This is a genomic window from Stenotrophomonas sp. STEN147 (assembly GCF_056757995.1).
On the sequence record NZ_JBRRCG010000002.1, the window covers coordinates 138826 to 158583 of the forward strand.

The following is a 19758-nucleotide window of genomic DNA, read 5'->3' on the forward strand; positions in this document are numbered from 1 at the left end:
CATGACCACGCAGCCCTTCATCGGCGCCAAAGAGTACTTCCCGGGCGTCGGCCGCATTCCGTTCGAGGGCAGGGACTCGGACAATCCGCTCGCCTTCAAGGTCTACGACGCGAACCGGGTCATCGGCGGCAAGACCATGCAGGAGCACCTGCGCTTCGCCGTGTGCTACTGGCACACCTTCTGCAACGCCGGCCACGATCCGTTCGGACCGGGAACCCGGCAGTTTCCGTGGGAGGCCGGTTCGCCGCTGGCCACTGCGGAGGCGAAGGTCGATGCAGCCTTCGAGTTCTTCACCAAGCTGGGCGTGCCGTACTGGTGCTTCCATGACATCGACCTGGCGCCGGATGCAGACGACATCGGCCAGTACCAGAAGAATCTCACGCACATGGTGCGCCTGGCCAAGGCCCGCCAGGACGCCACCGGGGTCAAGCTGCTGTGGGGTACGGCCAATCTGTTCTCGCACCCGCGCTACATGAACGGCGCATCGACCAATCCTGATTTCGCCGTCGTTGCCCGTGCCGCGGTGCAGGTGAAGGCCGCGCTGGATGCCACCGTCGAGCTGGGGGGCGAGCACTACGTGTTCTGGGGTGGGCGCGAAGGCTACGCGTCGCTGGCCAATACGCAGATGAAGCGCGAGATCGAGCATTTCGCGCGGTTCCTGACGATGGCCCGCGACTACGGCCGCAGCATCGGCCTGAAAGGCAACTTCCTCATCGAGCCCAAGCCGATGGAGCCGATGAAGCACCAGTACGACTTCGACAGCGCGACCGTGGTGGGCTTCCTGAAGGAGCACGGGCTGGACAAGGACTTCAAGCTCAACATCGAAGCGAACCACGCCACGCTCTCGGGGCACACCTTCGAGCATGACCTGCAGGTGGCCTCCGACCATGGCCTGCTTGGCAGCATCGATGCCAACCGCGGCAACGCGCAGAACGGGTGGGATACCGATCAGTTCCCGAGCGACCTGTACGACACCGTAGGCGCGATGCTGGTCGTGCTGCGGCAGGGTGGGCTGGAGGGCGGGCTGAATTTCGATGCCAAGGTGCGCCGGGAGTCGACTGACCTGGAAGACCTGTTCATTGCCCACATCGGCGGCATGGACGCGTTCGCACGAGGGCTGGAAGTGGCACACGCACTGCTCACCGAGTCGCCCTGGGAGCAGTGGCGCCGGGAGCGCTACGCCAGCTTCGACGCGGGGGCCGGCAAGGATTTCGAGCGCGGCACACTGAGCCTTGCCGACCTGGCCGCGCTGGCCGCCGATATCGGCGAGCCGCGCCAGACCAGCGGCAAGCAGGAACGCTACGAGAACCTGCTCAACCAGTATCTGCTGCGCTGAGCACGGCAGCGTCAGGGCGGCAATGGAGCGATCGAGGGGATGTCGATGAACCAGGCAGCAGATGGCGGAGAGAACACACGGCTGATCGTTCTGATCAGCGTGGTGGCAACGATTGGCGGGTTCCTGTTCGGGTTCGACAGTGGCGTCATCAACGGCACCCAGGACGGCCTGCATCAGGCGTTCCGCTCCGGGGAATGGATGCAGGGCTTCGAGATCGCTTCGATGCTGCTGGGCTGCGCCGTGGGCGCCTTCAGCGCCGGCAGGTTGGCCGACCGGCTGGGGCGGCGCAATGTGCTGATCCTGTCGGCGGTGATGTTCCTGCTGTCGGCGCTGGGGGCCGGCGCTGCGGGTTCTTCCGCGTGGTTCATCGTCGCGCGGGTGATAGGGGGATTTGCAGTTGGCGCGGCGAGCGTGATTTCACCGGCCTACATCGCCGAGGTGGCACCCGCCCGTTACCGTGGCCGACTGGCTACGGTGCAGCAGATCGCGATCATCAGCGGGCTGACCGCAGCGTTCCTGTCCAACTACCTGCTGGCCGCCGCCGCCGGGGCATCGACGGAGCCTCTGTGGGCAGGGCAGGCCGCCTGGCGCTGGATGTTCTGGATGCAGGCCGTGCCCTCGCTGGTGTTCCTGCTGCTGTTGCTGACCATCCCCGAGAGCCCCCGCTACCTGGTGGTGAAGCGGCGCAAGGAGGACGCACTGCGGGTTCTCACCCGGCTGCTGGGCCGCGGCAAGGCACAGCTCACGCTCGACGAGATCGAGGCCTCCCTGTCCACCGACCATCATCGTCCGCGGCTGTCCGACCTGAGGAGCAGGGCGACCGGGCGGATCCGTCCCATCGTCTGGGTGGGTGTCGGCCTGGCCTGTTTCCAGCAGCTGGTCGGCATCAACGTGGTCTTCTACTACGGCGCCGTGCTGTGGCAGGCGGTCGGGTTCTCCGAGAACGACGCGCTGCTGATCAATGTGCTGTCCGGCGCACTGAGCATCGGCGCATGCCTCGTCACCGTGCTGCTGATCGACCGTATCGGTCGCAAGCCGCTGCTGTGGATCGGCTCGGTGGGCATGTCCGTATCCCTGGCGCTGGTGGTGGTGGCCTTCGCCAGCGGCTCGCTGGCCGACGGGCACCTGCAGCTGCCGGGCCGCATGGGCACCCTGGCGCTGGTCGCCGCCAATGCCTACGTCGTGTTCTTCAATCTGTCCTGGGGACCGGTGATGTGGGTGATGCTGGGCGAGATGTTCCCCAACCAGATCCGGGGCTCGGCACTGGCCGTCGCCGGTGCAGCGCAGTGGACGTCGAACTTCGCGGTCACGGTGACGTTCCCGATGCTGCTGGCCGCGGCCGGGCTGGCGGCAACCTACAGCATCTACCTGGTGGCCGCGGTGGTCTCGGTCGTGTTCGTGCTGCGCCATGTGCACGAGACCAAGGGCAAGGAACTGGAGCAGATGGAAGGATGACCGCCATGACATCGCAGGATTCCATGCGCCGCGCCGGCGCGCTGATCGCCGGATTGATGCTGGTGCTGGTCGGTTGCAAGGGGGGCGACCGGCCACCACAGGCCACCGCCGCCGAAGCCGATCCATGGCCACAGGTGGCCTGGCCCCTGGCCGAGGATGCCGCACTGGAGAAGCGCATCACCGAACTGATGGCCGGCATGACCGTGGAGGAAAAGGTCGGCCAGCTGGTGCAGGGAGACATCGCCAGCATCACCCCCGACGACGTGCGCAGGTACCGGCTCGGCTCGATCCTGGCCGGAGGCAACTCCGATCCCGGCGGCCGCTACGATGCATCGCCCGCCGAATGGCTGGCGCTGGCGGACGCGTTCTACGACGCCTCCATGGACACCTCGCAGGGTGGAAAGGCAATTCCGCTGCTGTTCGGTATCGACGCGGTGCACGGGCAGAGCAACATCATCGGCGCCACGCTGTTCCCGCACAACATCGGGCTCGGCGCCGCGCGAAATCCCGAGCTGCTGCGCAGGATCGGCGAGATCACCGCGCTGGAAACACGCGTCACCGGCATGGAATGGACGTTCGCGCCGACGGTCGCGGTTCCGCAGGATGACCGCTGGGGGCGTACCTACGAGGGCTATTCGGAGTCTCCCGCCGTAGTGGCCAGCTATGCGGGTGCAATGGTGGAGGGCCTGCAGGGCAGGGTAGGGTCGCCTGACTTTCTTGATGGCCGCCATGTGATCGCGTCGGTGAAGCACTTCCTGGGCGACGGCGGCACGACCGGCGGCAAGGACCAGGGCGACACCCGCATCAGCGAGGCCGAGCTTGTGCGCATCCATGCGGCCGGCTATCCGCCGGCGATCGCTGCCGGAGCACAGACCGCCATGGCGTCGTTCAACAGCGTCAACGGCGAGAAGATGCACGGCCACCGGCACTACCTCACCGACGTGCTGAAAGGGCGGATGAACTTCGGCGGATTCGTGGTCGGCGACTGGAATGGCCATGGACAGATCAAGGGCTGCACGACCACCGACTGTCCAGCCACCATCAATGCGGGCCTGGACATGGCCATGGCGTCGGACAGCTGGAAGGGCTTCTACGAAACCACCCTGGCGGCAGTGAAGGACGGCAGGATCACTTCTGCGCGGCTGGATGATGCGGTGCGCAGGATCCTGCGGGTGAAGTTCCGCCTGGGCCTGTTCGAGGCGGGCAGGCCTTCCACCCGGGCGGTGGGTGGCCAGTTCGCGCTGATCGGCGCCCCCGAGCATCGCGCGGTGGCGCGGCAGGCGGTGCGCGAATCGCTGGTGCTGCTGAAGAACCAGAACGGCGTCCTGCCGCTGTCGCCGAAGCAGCGGATCCTCGTGGCCGGCGACGGTGCCGATGATGTCGGCAAGCAGGCCGGCGGCTGGACGCTGAACTGGCAGGGCACCGGCACCACCCGCAAGGACTTCCCCAATGCGGATACGATCTTCGAGGGCATTGCGCAGCAGGCCAGGGCCGCGGGTGGCGAGGCCACGCTTGCCATCGATGGCAGATACACAGTGAAGCCGGATGTGGCGGTGGTGGTGTTCGGTGAAGATCCGTATGCCGAGTTCCAGGGCGACCTGCCCACGCTGGCCTACAAGCCCGGCGATGAAACGGATCTGGGATTGATTCGCCGGCTCAAGGAAGACGGCATTCCAGTGGTGGCGGTCTTCCTGAGCGGGCGACCTCTCTGGGTGAACCGGGAAATCAATGCCGCGGACGCCTTCGTGGCGGCGTGGCTGCCGGGATCGGAAGGCGGTGGCGTTGCCGACGTACTGCTGCGTGGTCCGGATGGCCGCATGCAGCACGACTTCAAGGGCAGACTCAGCTTCAGCTGGCCACGTACGGCCACGCAGTACGCCAACAACGTCGGCCAGAAGGACTACGCCCCGCTGTTCCCGTTCGGCTTCGGTCTGAGCTATGCCGACAAGGGCGATCTGGCGGCACTGCCGGAAGTTTCGGGCGTCACCGGCAACGAGGGGGCAACCGGTGTCTTCTTTGCCCGCGGCGATGCAGGTGCCGGCATGGCGCTGCGGCTGGAAGATGGTGCGGGGCAGGGCATGACCGTGATCAGCGTGCCGGATGCACTGGCAGATGACCGTCTGAAGATCACCGGTGTGGATCATCTGGCCCAGGAGGATGGCCGACGTCTTGCCTGGTCGGGTCAGGGGGAAGCCGTGGTCGCACTGCAGTCGCACACGCCGCTGGACCTGCAGCGGGAAGCCAACGGTGATCTGATGCTGTTGACCACGCTGCGTGTCGACGTGGCACCGCGTGGCGAGGCGTGGTTGTCGGTGGGCTGTGGTGCCGGGTGCTCGGCGCGCATCGCCATCGGGCCTACGCTGGCGGCGCTCCCGGTCGGCCAGTGGACGCGCGTGGGCATTCCCCTGAAATGCCTGGCTGCGGCCGGAGCGAAGGTGGGTGCGCTGGATCGGCCGTGGTCGGTGGGGACGGCTGATGCAATGACGATCTCCGTGTCCCGCGTGGCGCTGGGCGCGCTGAACGAAGCCGAGACCACCCTCGGATGCGGTGCGTGATGGCATCCTGCCTGAAGGCCCGCGCGATCGACACAGGCACCGTGCGGGTGCCGGCATGACACCGGCCTGTGCGCTACCGGTGCGTGGGCGGGGCCGCCACCGAGTCGCGAGCGATCAGGCGATGCGGCACGACATGATCCCGCAGTACGGGTGTGTTTCCGGCCGGGCGACGGATGGTGCGCAGCAGGATATCGATGGCAGCATTGGCCATCGAGGCGATCGGCTGATGGATCGTCGTCAGTTCCGGCCACACGGTCGTCGCGGCCGATGTGTCATCGAAGCCCACCACCGACAGGTCACGGGGAACCTCCAGGCCGCGTCGGTGCGCCACGGAGATGGCGGCTGCCGCCATGTCATCGTTGCTGGCGAAGATGGCCGTCGGCGGCCGACGCTGGGACAGCAGCTTCTCGGCGGCGGCCAGCCCGGACCGGTAGGTGTAGTCGCCGTGCTGGACCAGGCCGGGTTCCACCGACAGTCCGGCTTCCTGCAACGCGGTGACGAAACCATCGTAGCGACGCGCGCTCGCGCTCAGATCCCGGCGCCCGCGGATGAAGCCGATGCGGCTGTGGCCCTGCCGGATCAGGTGCTCGGTCATTTCCTTGCCTGCGCTGAAGTCGTCGATGCGGACGCAGGACAGCGCCTCGCTCAGGCGCCCCGATGCGATGGCCACCACCGGGATGCCGGCCTTCACCAGTTCACTCACGGCCGCCTGCGATTCGCACAGCGGCGGCGGCAGGATCACCCCGTCGACGCGGCTCGCCAGGGCACGCGCTGCGGTGCGCTCGGACTCATCGTCAAGGTTGTCCCAGTAGTCGATGACCAGCTGGATGGCAGAACTGGACGCGACGCGCAGCAGCCCGACCAGCAGTTCGCGCAGGTAGGCACCGCTGGGATTGGTATAGATCAGCGCAATGCGCGTGTGCTGCGCAGCGGCCAGCGAACTGGCCGCCAGATTGGGCGTATAGCCCAGCTCACGCACGGCACGCATCACCCGCTCGCGGGTGACGTCCCGCACCTTGCCCTGGTTGATCACCCGCGACACGGTCATCGGCGAAACGCCGGCAAGGGCCGCAACCTCGTCGATCGTCACGCCCGCGGTTCTGCGGCGAACCGATTTCTTCGGCTTGTCCAATGCACGATCCCTTTGTTCTTGGTGGCGTTGCCGCGCAGGTGCGAGGGCAGATGATGAACCGTTCCGGCGCCGGTCGTAGTCTACAAAGTCGAATGTTAACGCCGTTGTTCCGTGCTGTCGGCGGACGGCTGTGCGCCGCCCTTGCCTTGCTGGCATGCGCCGGTGGCGCACATGCTGAGGATGGCTACGCATTGTGGATGCGCTACGTGCCGGCGGCCGCGGAGGTCGCTGCCGGCTATCGGCTGCAGCTGGGCGAGGTGGTCGCCCCTGACCAGACGCCTACCCAGCGCGCCGCGCGTGATGAACTGGCGCGCGGCCTTCCCGGGGTACTGGGAACGGCGCCGCCCATCCGCACGGACCTTGCCGGTGATCACGCCCTGGTGCTGGGCACGCCGCAGTCCTCGATGCTGGTCGCGCCGTTCCGCGAAGACATTGCCACCTTGGGCGAAGATGGCTACCTGATCAGGAGGGTCCGCAGCGGAGGACGCGATCTTCTGCTGGTGGCGGCACGGCAGGACATCGGTGTGCTGTACGGCGTTTTCCACCTGCTGCGGCTGCTGCAGCGTGGCGCATCGCTGCAGTCGCTGGACGTGCGGGAATCGCCCCGGGTTGCGCTGCGGGTGCTCGATCACTGGGACAACCTGGATCGCTACGTCGAACGCGGCTACGCAGGCAGCTCCCTGTGGGACTGGCAGACCCTGCCGCAGTGGCGTGACCCGCGCTATACCGACTACGCCCGCGCCAACGCGTCGCTGGGCATCAATGGCACCGTACTCAACAACGTCAATGCCAGCGCCCTGAGCCTGTCGCCGGCCTATCTCGCCAAGGCCGCCGCGCTGGCGGACCTGTTCCGCCCCTACGGCATCCGCGTGTACCTGAGCGCACGCTTCAGCGCGCCCATCGAGCTCGGAGGCCTGGCCACGGCCGATCCGCTGGATCCGGAGGTGCAGCGCTGGTGGCGGGAAAAGGTCGAAGAGATCTACGCCCTCATCCCGGATTTCGGCGGCTTCCTGGTCAAGGCGAACTCGGAGGGCCAACCCGGCCCGCAGGATTACGGCCGCTCCCATGCCGACGGTGCCAACCTGCTGGGCGATGCCCTGGCGACGCACAACGGCGTGGTGATGTGGCGTGCCTTCGTCTACTCGCACGAGGTACCCGAAGATCGCGCCAAGCAGGCCTACGGTGAGTTCATCGGCCTGGACGGTGCCTTCCGCCGCAACGTGATCGTGCAGGTGAAGAACGGGCCGATCGATTTCCAGCCCCGCGAGCCGTTCCATCCGCTGTTCGGCGCAATGCCACGCACGCCGTTGATGATGGAGTTCCAGATCACCAAGGAGTATCTGGGCTTTGCGACGCACCTGGTGTACCTGGGCACGCTGTACGAGGAAGTGCTGCGGGCCGACACCCGGGTACGCGGAGCGGGCTCCACGGTCGCACGTGTGGTCGACGGTTCGCTGCACGGCCATGCGCTGACCGGCATCGCCGGCGTCGCCAACATCGGCGTGGACCGGACCTGGAGCGGCTCGCACTTCGATCAGGCCAACTGGTATGCCTTCGGGCGGCTGGCCTGGAATCCGCAGCAGTCTGCCCGCGCCATCGCTGAAGACTGGGCCGCGCTGACGTTCTCGCCGGACCCGCAGGTGACCGGCCCGATCGTGCGGATGATGATGGCCTCGCGCGAAGCGGCGGTGGACTACATGACCCCGCTGGGCCTGCATCACCTCATGACCCGTGGGCATCACTACGGCCCCGGCCCCTGGGTGGATGGAGGGCCGCGCGCCGACTGGACGTCCGTGTACTACCACCGCGCGGACCGGCACGGCGTGGGCTTCGACCGCACCTCGGCCGGGAGCAGCGCGGTATCCCAGTACGCCCCGGCGGTCGCCGCGGAGTACGGCGACCTGGCGCGGGTGCCGGAGTCGCTGCTGCTGTGGTTCCATCATGTGCCGTGGGATCACCGCATGCGTTCGGGGCGGTTGCTGTGGGACGAACTGGTAGGACGCTACTCGCGTGGCGTGCGCCAGGTGCAGTCCCTGCAGGCTACCTGGGCAACCCTGCAGGGCCGGATCGATCCACAACGCTATCAGCACGTGGCCGCGTTCCTGCAGATCCAGCAGGAGGAGGCGCAATGGTGGCGCGATGCCAGCGTGGCGTATTTCCAGTCGCTCAGCGGCCGGCCGTTGCCGCCCGGCGAACCGCCACCGCCGCACCCGCTGTCGTACTACCAGGCGTTGCAGTTTCCTTTCGCACCGGGGGATGGACGATGAGCATGATCGGACGGGCCGGGAGGGCGGCCCTGCTGCTGGCCCTGGCTGCAATGGCCGGGTCCGTTGCGGCACGAGAGCCGGCGGCGTTGCTGCATCCGCTGTTCCAGGATCATGCCGTCCTGCAGCGTGATCGGCCGATCGCGGTCTGGGGCCAGGCACCTGCGGGGCAGGAGGTTTCCGTGACCTTCGCCGGGCAGGCGGTGACCACGCAGGTGGATGCCACGGGCCGGTGGCAGGCGACGCTGCAGCCGACGCCGGCAGGCGGGCCCCACATGCTGCAGGCAACGTCCGGCAGGGACATCCAGATCGCCCGCGACGTCCTGGTCGGCGATGTCTGGCTGTGCTCCGGACAGTCGAACATGGAGCTGCCCGTGTGGCGCGCGCTCAATGCAGGCAGCGAGATCGCCTCCGCCACGCTGCCGACGATCCGACTGTTCACCGTGCCGCAGGCCGCGGCGGTGCAGGCGCAGACGACATTCCAGAGCGCGGTTGCATGGACGCCGGCATCGCCCGCCACGGTGCGTGACTTCTCCGCGACCTGCCTCTACTTTGCACGCGAGCTGCAGCGCACGGTCGCCGTGCCGATGGGATTGATCCAGGCCGCCTGGGGCGGCTCGCGGATCGAGGCATGGACCAGCGCCGATGCGCTGCGCGCGCAGCGGGGCATGGCAGAGCCCCTGGATATCCTCGCGCTGTATGCCGGTAATCCCCTGGCGGCACGCGCACGCTGGGGGCGGTACTGGCAACAGTGGTGGGCGACGCGCGATGACGCTGTGCCTGGCGAAGCGCCGTGGCGCGCGGAGGCCAGCGACAGCGGATGGCAACCGGCGCCGGCAGCGCTGGGGGCATGGGAGCGGTGGAACGTCCCGGCGCTTGCCGATTACAACGGCATGGTCTGGTATCGCACGCAGGTCACGCTGAGCGCGCAACAGGCGGCACAGGGCGCGACGCTCGAACTGGCATCCGTTGACGAGACGGACATGACCTGGGTGAATGGCGTCGCCGTGGGCAGCCAGTATGGCGCCGGTGAGCGGCGCTATCCGCTGCCGAAGGGGCTGTTGAGGGCGGGCTCCAACAGTGTCGTGGTCAATGTGCTGGACACCTATGGTGAAGGCGGCCTGGCCGGCCCCGCCACGGCACATGTGGTGATCCTGGAGGACGGTCAGCGGGTGGTGCTGGATACGCGCTGGCAGTACCGGATGGCACCTGGCGGACAGGCGCCCCCGTTCGCTCCCTGGCAGGCGGCGACGGGTCTGTCGACATTGTACAACGGCATGATCGCGCCACTGGGCAGGGTCGGACTGCGCGGCATGCTGTGGTACCAGGGGGAGTCGAACACCGGCGACGGTGCCGGATATGCGGCACTGCTGCGCTCTCTGCGCGACGACTGGCGACGCCAGTTCGGTACGGATACGCCGTTGCTGCTGGTGCAGCTGGCTGGCTATGGCCAACCGCCCGTCGCCCCTGCGGACAGCGGATGGGCGCAGGTGCGCGACGCACAGCGCCGGGTCGCGGCCGAAGATCCCCGAAGTGGCCTTGCCGTGGCCATCGACATCGGCGATGCCTACGACATCCACCCACCGAACAAGCAGGAACTGGGTCGCCGTCTGGCCCGGGTCGCGCGCCACGTCATCTACGGCGAGCACGCAGTGGCCCCGTCAGGGCCGGATGCGGCCAGGGCCCTGCGTGTGACGGCGGGCGTGGCCGTCGAATTCGAGGATGTCGACGGCGCCCTGGCAGCAATCGGTTCGAAGCACCCCATCGGCTTTGAACTCTGCGATGCCGCTGCGCCGCGCTGTGAGTACAGCGACGCTGAACTGGATGGACGCCGCGTGGTGTTACGCAGCCTGCCGTCCCTGCGCCCGACGCATGTCCGCTACTGCTGGGCCGATGGCCCGGTGTGCACGCTGCGTGACAGCAGCGGGGCGCCGGCCGGTCCGTTCGAACTTCCCATTGCCGACGCCGAGGCCCGACGATGAAGATGTTGTCCCTGCAGCACCCTTCTGCCCGGCGCGCCCGGGTGTCACTGGCGCGCCGGATGCTGGCAGCGATGTTCGCGCTGTCGGCGGCGACCGCCCATGCCGCCTCGCCAGAGGCCGCGCCGCCGGTGTACTTCGACTGGTTCGAGTACCGCGGTCATGACACCGCGTTTGAGGCGCCGCTGCCGGCGGGCCACTACCGCAACCCGATCCTGGCCGGCTTCCACGCCGATCCGAGCATCGTGGGCGCGAACGGGAAGTTCTACCTGGTCAACTCCAGCTTCACCTACTACCCGGGCATTCCGGTGTTCGAGAGCGTCGACCTGATCCACTGGAAGCAGATCGGCAACGTGATCGACCGTCCGACACAGCTGGATTTCGACGGTCTGAGCGTCTCCCGCGGCATCTTCGCGCCCACCATCGAGTTCCACGAGGGAACCTTCTACGTCGTCACCACCGCGACCGACAGTGGTGGCAATTTCATTGCCACCGCGCGGGATCCGGCGGGACCGTGGTCCGATCCGCACTGGTTGCCCAGCATCGATGGCATCGATCCGTCGCTGTTCTTCGACGACGATGGCAAGGTCTATCTGATCAACAATGATGTGCCGCCTGGTCCGGCCCGCTACGACGGCCACCGCGCCATCTGGATGCAGCAGATCGATCTGTCGGCCTTCAAGCCGGTCGGCCCGCGCAGGGTGCTGGTCGATGGTGGCGTGGAGCCGTCGAAGAACCCCATCTGGATCGAAGGGCCGCACATCTACAAGCGTGAGGGCTGGTACTACCTGTCCGACGCCGAAGGCGGCACAGGGCCGCAGCATTCGCAGGTGGTGCTGCGCAGCCGTGATGTGTGGGGGCCGTACATCCCCTATCCGGGCAATCCCATCCTGACCCAGCGCGAGCTGCCGGACGACCGGCCGCTGCCGATCACCAATGCAGGGCACGCCGATCTGATCGAGGGCCCGGACGGCTCGTGGTGGGCAGTGTTCCTTGCCAGCCGCAACTACCAGAAGCGGCACTACAACACCGGGCGCGAAACCTATCTGCTACCGGTTCGCTGGCAGGATGGCTGGCCGCAGATCCTGCCAACCGACCAGGCCATTCCCTATGTGGTCAAGGCACCGTCCTGGATGCAGGGGCAGGCGTCCCAGGCGCCGCTGACCGGCAACTTCGTCGACCGCGACACCTTTGATGGGCCGACGCTTGCCGCCCACTGGCTGCGCGTTCGGGTGCCCAAACAGGCCTGGGCCGACCTGGGTGACCGGCCGGGCATGCTGGCCGTGCATCCGCTTGCGGAGAATCTGGACACGCTGCGCAATCCGGCGTTCCTCGGTCGCCGCCAGCAGCATCTGCGCTTCGAGGCGAGTACCGAGATGTCCCGTCCGGCCATCGGTGTCGCGGCGGGCCTGGCTGCATTCCAGAGCGAGGCCTACTGGTACTTCCTTGGCGTCCGCAGCGTGCGCGGTGATCGTCTGTCGGTCTTCCTCGAGGGTCGCGACGGCAGCGGCAGCACGCGAACGCTGGCCAGCCGCGAGGTCCCCGCATCCGCGGTCCTGCGTCTGAAGATCGCCGGGGATGAGGCCGACTACGCGTTCTCGTTCGATACCGGTGACGGGCAGGGCTGGCAAACGCTGGCACGCGATGTGGATGGCACGGTTCTGAGTACTGATCGCGCAGGCGGCTTCGTAGGCGCACTGCTGGGACCATTCGCGCGCGATGAGCGCGCCGGGAGGAGCAAGTGATGATATCGACTTCGTCCAAAGACGCTGTCCACCACAGCACGCGGCATGGCCGGCGGGCGCTTTATGCTGCGCTGCTGTGCGTGGCGACCGCCGCGTCGGCCGCTGCACCGCGGCCGTGGCTGGATGCTTCGGCCAGCTTCGAGCAGCGGGCCGCATCGCTGGTCGCCCAGATGACGCTGGAGGAGAAAGCCGCGCAGATGCAGAATGCCGCGCCGGCGATCGAGCGCCTCGGTGTGCCGGCCTACGACTGGTGGAACGAGGCGCTGCATGGCGTGGCGCGGGCAGGGCAGGCCACTGTCTTTCCACAGGCCATCGGCCTGGCGGCAACGTTCGACGTGCCGCTGATGGCCGAGGTGGCGACGACCATCAGCGACGAGGCCCGTGCCAAGCATCACCAGTTTCTCCGCGAGGGATCGCACGGGCGCTACCAGGGGCTCACGTTCTGGTCCCCGAACGTCAACATCTTCCGTGACCCGCGCTGGGGCCGTGGCCAGGAAACCTACGGCGAGGATCCCTACCTGACTGCCCGCATGGGCGTCGCCTTCGTACGTGGCCTGCAGGGCGACGACCCCGTGTACCGCAAGCTCGATGCCACGGCCAAGCATCTGGCCGTGCACAGCGGGCCGGAGGCCGACCGCCACCACTTCGACGCGCGGCCCAGCCGGCGTGACCTGTACGACACCTACCTGCCGGCGTTCGAGGCGCTGGTGAAGGAGGCCGATGTCGATGCGGTGATGGGCGCATACAACCGGGTGTACGGCGAGTCAGCCAGTGCCAGCCGGTTCCTGCTGCGCGACGTGCTGCGGCGTGACTGGGGCTTCAAGGGCTACGTCGTCTCGGACTGCTGGGCGATCGTCGATATCTGGAAACATCACCGGATCGTTGCCACCCGCGAAGCCGCCGCAGCGCTGGCGGTCAGGAATGGCACCGAGCTGGAGTGCGGACAGGAGTACGCCACGCTGCCCGCAGCCGTGCGCCAGGGCCTGATCACCGAAGCGGAGATCGACGACGCGGTGACACGCCTGTTCGCCGCACGGATGCGCCTGGGCATGTTCGATCCACCGGAACGGGTGCGCTGGGCGCGGATTCCCGCCTCGGTCAATCAGGCGCCCGCGCACGACACCCTGGCGCTGAAGGCCGCCCAGGAATCGCTGGTCCTGCTGAAGAACGAGGGGGTACTGCCCTTGTCGCGTGACCTCAAGCGCATTGCCGTGGTCGGTCCCACGGCTGATGACACCATGGCGCTGCTCGGCAACTACTTCGGCACACCGGCCGCGCCGGTCACGATACTGCAGGGTATCCGCGATGCGGCGAAGGGCATCGACGTGCGCTACGCCCGTGGCGTGGACCTGGTCGAGGGGCGTGACGATCCCAGCGCGACGCCGCTGATCGAGCCGACCTTCCTGCGGCCGTCGGCGGCGTCGACCGAGCGTGGCCTGCGTGGCGAGTACTTCCGCACGGCCGACCTGTCGGGCACGCCGGCACTGGTCCGCACCGACGCGCAGATCGGCTTCCGCTGGGACCGCGGCTCGCCAACCGACAATCTGCTTGCCCGTGGCGAAGCGGCGCCGGGGCAGGGCATTCCGAGCGATCGTTTCAGCATCCGCTGGACCGGACAGCTGCTGCCGCCGGTATCCGGGCGCTATCGGCTGGAGGTGGCCGGCGACGACGGCTTCCGGCTGTATCTGGACGGGAAGCGCGTGCTGGACCACTGGGTGAACACGGATCGTCTGCACGCCGAAGGCATCGACGTCGATCTTCAGGCGGGCCGCGCCTACGAGCTGAAACTGGAGTACTACGACGACGAGCGCGATGCGGGCGTGCGGCTGGGCTGGCGCATGCCGGGCGCCAAGGCACCCTTCGACGAAGCCCTTGATGCGGCCCGCGACGCCGATGTCGTGGTGTTTGTCGGCGGCCTGACCGGCGACGTCGAGGGCGAGGAGATGACCGTCAACTATCCGGGCTTCGCGGGCGGGGACCGGACCGATCTGCGGCTGCCTGCACCTCAGCGCACCCTGCTGGAGGCACTGCATGCCACCGGCAAGCCGGTGGTGATGGTGCTGACCGGCGGATCGGCAATGGCCATTGACTGGGCCCAGGACCATCTGCCGGCGATCCTGATGAGCTGGTACCCGGGGCAGCGCGGCGGCACTGCGGTGGGGCAGGCGCTGTTCGGCGACGCCAACCCCGCAGGTCGTCTGCCGGTCACCTTCTACAAGGCCGGTGAAGCGCTGCCGGCGTTCGACGACTACAGCATGGAGGGCCGTACCTACCGCTACTTCCGCGGCACCCCCCTGTATCCGTTCGGCCACGGGCTCTCGTACACCCGCTTCGATTACGCAGCACTGCGCGTCGATGCGGACACGATCAGTGCCGATGGCACACTGAATGTACAGGTGGACGTGACCAACACCGGCACGCGCAGCGGCGACGAGGTCGTGCAGCTGTATGTGCGACGCCAGCAGGCAGGCCGCGACGAGGCCGTGCAGGAACTGCGTGGTTTCCAGCGTGTCCATCTCGCCGCCGGCGAACGGCGCACGGTGAAATTCGCGCTTGAGGCACCGCAGGCTCTGCGCCGTTATGACGAAGCGGGCGGCGCCTATGCGGTGCTGCCCGGGGCATACGAGGTGCGGGTCGGCGCCTCGAGTGCCGATATCCGCGCACGAGCCAGGTTCTCGGTGGAGGCCGTGCATGGCAAGCACTGAACACACGCTCACGGTGCGCGAGAAGCTGGGCTACAGCCTGGGCGACCTGGCGGCGAACCTGATCTTCCAGACCCTGATCACCTATCTGGCGTTCTTCTACACCGATGTCTACCGGCTGCCGCCGGCAACGGCGGCTACGATCATCTTCGTGGTCGGCATGCTCGGCGCGTTCGTTTTCACCCCGCTGATCGGCATCGCCGCAGACCGCACCTCGACGCGGTGGGGGCGGTTCCGTCCGTGGATCCTGTGGACGGCGATCCCGTTCGGCGTGCTGTCGCTGCTGGCGTTCAGCACGCCAGAACTGGGCGAGCGCGGCAAGGTCATCTATGCGCTGGGCACCTACGCTCTGCTGGTCTTCGTCTATGCAGCGAACAATCTGCCGTACTCCGCACTGAGTGGTGTGCTGACCGGCAGCATGGCACAGCGCAACAGCCTGTCGGCCTACCGTTTCGTGGCCGTGATGATCGCGCAGTTCATCATCCAGGTCCTGCTGATGCCGCTGGTGCTGATCCTGGGTGACGGTGACCGCGTGCGCGGCTTCGAACACGTGATGACCGTGTTCGCCATCGTCGGCACGGTGTTCTTCCTGATCACCTTCGCCACCACGCGCGAGCGCATCGTCCCCACCCGCGAGCAAACCGGGGGCGTGCTGCAGGACCTGTCGGACCTGCTGCACAACCGGCCTTGGCAGGTGATGCTGGCCCTGACCGTACTGGTGTTCATCAACCTGGCGCTGAAGGGCGGCACGTACATCTACTACTTCCAGTACTACATGAGCGACGCTGCGCTGGCCGGCTTCCTGGAAAACTCAGGATTCAACGGCCTGATCAGCGCGCTGAACGCAGGTCTGGGCAGCGCCGGATTCGCCGGCTTCAGCTGGCCCAGCGACGCGGCAACCTCGGCCTTCAGCCTGTTCAATGCCTGCGGAATCATCTGCATGATCCTGGGCATCGGCGTATCGCGACGGCTGGCAGACCGCTTCGGCAAGCGTGACGTCTTCGGCGGCGCACTGTTCATCTCCACCCTGTTCCTGCTGGCCTTCTACCTGTTTCCGCCAACCGCGGTCGGTGTCGCCTTTGCTGCCTTCATGCTGCATGGATTCTGCTACGGCATCACCATCCCGCTGCTGTGGGCGATGATCGCCGACGTCGCCGACTACTCGGAATGGAAGAACCATCGCCGGGCCACCGCGATCATCTTCTCGGCGATGCTGTGCGGCCTGAAGATCGGCCTCAGCGTGGGAGGCGCCCTGGTCGCCGGCATTCTTGCCCACTACGGCTACCAGGCCGGCATGGCGACACAACCCGATGGCGTGGTCGAGGGCATCCGCCTGACCGTGAGCGTCTACTGCTCCCTTCCTTTCCTGCTCGCCGTGGCGCTGCTGTTCGCGTACGAAATCGACAAGCGCGCGGAAGCCCGCATCGAACAGGACCTCCAACTGCGTCGCCGCTCGGCCGACGCATCCGCGTAACCCAACGATGACGACCATGATCGACCTCTCTCCAGGCGACGACGGCCGGGCCGACGACGCCCGCCTCGCGCAACTCACCCGGCACGCCATCTCGCAGCCGCTGGTGACCCATATCTACACCGCCGATCCGTCGGCCCATGTCTTCGAGGGACGGCTCTACATCTATCCCTCGCACGACATCGACGGCGGCCAGCCGTTCGACGACGAGGGTGGGCACTTCGGCATGCAGGACTACCACGTGCTGCGGATGGACACGCCCGACGGCGACGCCATCGATTGCGGCCAGGCGCTGCACCTTGACGACGTGCCGTGGGCGCGCAAGCAGATGTGGGCGCCCGACGCCGCCTGCCGCGACGGGCGCTACTACTTCTATTTCCCGGCCAAGGATGCGCAGGGCCTGTTCCGTATCGGCGTGGCGGTCGGCGAACGGCCGGAGGGGCCATTCATTCCCCGGCCTGAACCGATGCAGGGCGCGTACTCGATCGACCCGGCCGTATTCGAAGACGAGGACGGCAGCCACTATCTGTACTTCGGTGGCATCTGGGGCGGACAGCTGCAGCACTATCGTGACAATCGGTACAACGCTGCGCACGAGGAGCCGACAGGCAGTGCCCCCGCGCTGGGACCGAGGGTGGGCCGGCTCGATGTCGGCATGACCGAACTGGCCGAACCCACGCGCGAGGTGCAGATCCTGGACGAGCACGGCCAGCCGCTGCGCGCGGACGATCATGCGCGCCGCTTTTTTGAAGGGCCGTGGGTGCACAAGTATCAGGGTCGGTACTACCTGTCCTATTCCACGGGCAACACGCACCTGTTGTGCTACGCGATCGGCGACAGCCCCTATGGGCCGTTCACCTATGCCGGCGTGCTGCTGACGCCCGTGGTGGGCTGGACCACGCACCACTCCATCTGCAGGTTCAAGGGACAGTGGTATCTGTTCTACCACGATGCGCTGATGTCCGGCGGCGTCACACATCTGCGCTCGGCCAAGTGCACGCCGCTGCACATGGAGGCCGATGGCCGCATCCGGACCATCGATCCCTATGGTGCCTGAGCGCATGCTGCCGGTGGACGATGCGCTCGCTCCGCTGCCGGCCGGTAAGCTGCACTGGCTGCGGGCAGGCGATCTCGAAGTAGCGCTGGCAGCCGGGGCAGGGGGGCGCCTGGCACAGATGCGTTACCGGGGCGTGGACTGGCTGGTGGACGCAGAGGAGGGCGGAGCGGCGACGATCGCCTGGGGCTGCTATCCGATGGTGCCGTGGGCTGGGCGCATCCGTCGTGGACAGTTCAGCTTCGATGGTGCACCCCATGCATTGCCGGTCAACTTCGGCGGGCACGCCATTCACGGGGTCGGCTTCTCCAGGCCCTGGCAGATCGACAGCCTCGATGCGACGAGTGCTACGCTGACGCTTGATCTGCCGCGTGACAGGTACTGGCCCTTCGGTGGTGTTGCCCGACAGGTCATACGCCTGCAGGCACGCTGCCTGCAACTGCAGCTCTCGGTACAGGCTGTGCAGCAGGCCATGCCGGCAGTGCTGGGCTGGCACCCGTGGTTCCGCAAACCGGACCGGCTGCTGTTCAACCCTCGCGCGATGTACCCGCGTGACGGGGAGGGTATTGCCGTTCTGCCGTGCGTGCCGCCCACACCAGGTCCATGGGATGACTGTTTCATCACCGACCGTGATCGTGACATCGCGCTGGTGTGCGGCGGGCAGCGCCTGCGGCTGCGATCGGACGGCGACCATTGGGTTGTCTACGACGGTGCCCCGCACGCCACCTGCGTCGAACCGCAGAGCGGGCCACCTGATGGCTTCACGCTGGCGCCGCGTCGGCTGCAGCCCGGTCAGCAGCTGGCGCAGATGTTCGAGCTGGCCTGGGAGCAGGACGCCCCCTGAACTGCCGCGCGGTGCAACGGAGGGCAGGAGCCGCGGCGGAACGGGCCATCCAGAACGGACCGAGCAGAGTGGGGCGGTCATCAATGGGAACGCCCTTGCGCGCGGGGATAGGGCACTCGGCAGCTTCCCGGATACGCCCTCGTTCCAGAGCAGCAGCCACATGACCACGCCGGCGATCCCTACAAGACTGTGACTCCGCCTGTGCTCGCCAACCCGAAGGCGAAGGGGGTAAGCTTCGGCCCAGCTACAGGGGGAAGTCATGGTCACAAGGATTGCGACAGCAGTGCTGCTGTGTGTGATGGCTGCGCCATTGGGCGCCCAGCAGATTTACAAGTGCGTCATCCAGGGCGGCGTCGAGTACCAGTCAATGCCATGCGCCAGCGGTGAAGCCGCCAAGACGTGGAATGTAGAGGTCGCGCCACGTTCCGCGGAATCGGTAGCCAATGAGCGGCGCTTGGACATGATCCGGCAGCAGAACTCGGCTTCCGTCGCGCCTCGGCCGGCGCCGCGCCCAGCACCTGTTTACAGAAACGGCGGCGGTGGCGGGCAGTTGCACCATATCTCTCAGTACAGGGATGCCAACGCCTGCGAGGCCGCACGTGCGGAGCGTGAGCGCGTTTTCAGGGCCTACGGTACCAACCGCCCGTTTGATGTTGGCAGGCGTATGGACGATATGGTCTGGCGGGCGTGCAAGTGATTATCGTGACGCATCACGCCGGGTGTTGGGGCAGCGCCCTACGGAAGCGCCTCACACGCGCTGGTGAGGTCTCGACCCGGTACCAGCTAGCCAGCTGCGGGGGGGCTCGGTGTCGGGACCAGCAATCGCTCCCGGTGACCCCATTTTCCGGCGCTGTGCCAAGGCATCGGAGAGGCTCACCACACTGGCGGCGTTGAAGGACAAGGGTTTGCGAGGCTTGCCGATCGCGCGGCCGCTCTCCATCATCCGGCGCCATTCCTGTGCCTGCGCAGCGGTGAGCGACAGCCATGCGAGGTCTTGCGGCTCCAGCTCGCGGCCCTCGGGCGTGACCAGTCGGCCACCCTTAAACGAAAAAGCAGCCCAAGGACCGGTCAGTTTCCGATCACGCACGATCAGGCTCCATGCCGGAGTAGGTGCCGACGCCGACGCAAGAACTGCGCCAGCCAGCCACGCAGCATCGAACATAATATACATTATGCGAAATGCCATGTCTGGCCTGATCCGGTTCGTGGGCCCCGCGTGGC

12 protein-coding genes are annotated in these 19758 nt (G+C 67.1%); 10 read left to right on the forward strand and 2 right to left on the reverse strand.

Translation table 11 applies throughout. The annotated features are described in order from the left end of the window. Window position 1 precedes the first annotated feature (1 nt). Genes xylA through ACVOKU_RS03500 form a run of 3 tightly spaced genes read left to right on the forward strand, consistent with a single transcriptional unit; the run spans window position 2 to window position 5346 of the window. Complete coding sequence (gene xylA, locus ACVOKU_RS03490; protein WP_481559087.1) at window positions 2–1336, forward strand: xylose isomerase; 1335 nt, start codon at window positions 2–4, stop codon at window positions 1334–1336. Between the two features lie 45 nt (window positions 1337–1381). Beyond that, the gene (locus ACVOKU_RS03495) at window positions 1382–2791 is read left to right on the forward strand and encodes a sugar porter family MFS transporter (protein ID WP_481559088.1); all 1410 of its coding nucleotides are present in this window, start codon (window positions 1382–1384) and stop codon (window positions 2789–2791) included. A gap of 5 nt (window positions 2792–2796) precedes the next feature. Next, complete coding sequence (locus ACVOKU_RS03500) at window positions 2797–5346, forward strand: glycoside hydrolase family 3 N-terminal domain-containing protein (RefSeq protein ID WP_481559089.1); 2550 nt, start codon at window positions 2797–2799, stop codon at window positions 5344–5346. A gap of 73 nt (window positions 5347–5419) precedes the next feature. On the opposite strand, the gene ACVOKU_RS03505 is transcribed toward ACVOKU_RS03500, so the two are convergent. Continuing rightward, window positions 5420–6478 (reverse strand): LacI family DNA-binding transcriptional regulator, encoded by a 1059-nt coding sequence (locus tag ACVOKU_RS03505; RefSeq protein WP_481559090.1) that lies wholly within the window; start codon window positions 6476–6478, stop codon window positions 5420–5422. 92 nt (window positions 6479–6570) lie between these two features. Here ACVOKU_RS03505 and ACVOKU_RS03510 point away from each other — a divergent pair, with 92 nt between their 5' ends. Genes ACVOKU_RS03510 through ACVOKU_RS03540 form a run of 7 tightly spaced genes read left to right on the forward strand, consistent with a single transcriptional unit; the run spans window position 6571 to window position 18537 of the window. After that, the gene (locus ACVOKU_RS03510; protein ID WP_481559091.1) at window positions 6571–8745 is read left to right on the forward strand and encodes an alpha-glucuronidase family glycosyl hydrolase; all 2175 of its coding nucleotides are present in this window, start codon (window positions 6571–6573) and stop codon (window positions 8743–8745) included. 2 nt (window positions 8746–8747) lie between these two features. Further along, entirely contained in the window at window positions 8748–10724 is a 1977-nt protein-coding gene (locus ACVOKU_RS03515; protein ID WP_481559277.1) for a sialate O-acetylesterase, read from the forward strand. A gap of 59 nt (window positions 10725–10783) precedes the next feature. Further along, window positions 10784–12466 (forward strand): glycoside hydrolase family 43 protein, encoded by a 1683-nt coding sequence (locus tag ACVOKU_RS03520; RefSeq protein ID WP_481559278.1) that lies wholly within the window; start codon window positions 10784–10786, stop codon window positions 12464–12466. Further along, on the forward strand, window positions 12466–15171 hold the full coding sequence (locus ACVOKU_RS03525; protein ID WP_481559092.1) for a glycoside hydrolase family 3 protein: 2706 nt from the start codon (window positions 12466–12468) through the stop codon (window positions 15169–15171). The genes ACVOKU_RS03520 and ACVOKU_RS03525 overlap by 1 nt, the downstream gene beginning before the upstream one ends. After that, window positions 15158–16642 carry an MFS transporter gene (locus ACVOKU_RS03530; protein WP_481559093.1) on the forward strand — a complete coding sequence of 495 codons (1485 nt, stop codon included), beginning with the start codon at window positions 15158–15160 and terminating at the stop codon, window positions 16640–16642. The genes ACVOKU_RS03525 and ACVOKU_RS03530 overlap by 14 nt, the downstream gene beginning before the upstream one ends. A gap of 16 nt (window positions 16643–16658) precedes the next feature. Next, window positions 16659–17696, forward strand: coding sequence for a glycoside hydrolase family 43 protein (locus ACVOKU_RS03535; protein ID WP_481559094.1), 1038 nt, complete (start codon window positions 16659–16661; stop codon window positions 17694–17696). Then, on the forward strand, window positions 17686–18537 hold the full coding sequence (locus tag ACVOKU_RS03540) for an aldose epimerase family protein (RefSeq protein WP_481559095.1): 852 nt from the start codon (window positions 17686–17688) through the stop codon (window positions 18535–18537). The genes ACVOKU_RS03535 and ACVOKU_RS03540 overlap by 11 nt, the downstream gene beginning before the upstream one ends. Before the next feature lie 748 nt (window positions 18538–19285). On the opposite strand, the gene ACVOKU_RS03545 is transcribed toward ACVOKU_RS03540, so the two are convergent. Continuing rightward, window positions 19286–19708: a DUF3653 domain-containing protein gene (locus ACVOKU_RS03545; protein WP_481559096.1), complete on the reverse strand. Its 423-nt coding sequence runs from the start codon at window positions 19706–19708 to the stop codon at window positions 19286–19288. Window positions 19709–19758 lie beyond the last annotated feature (50 nt).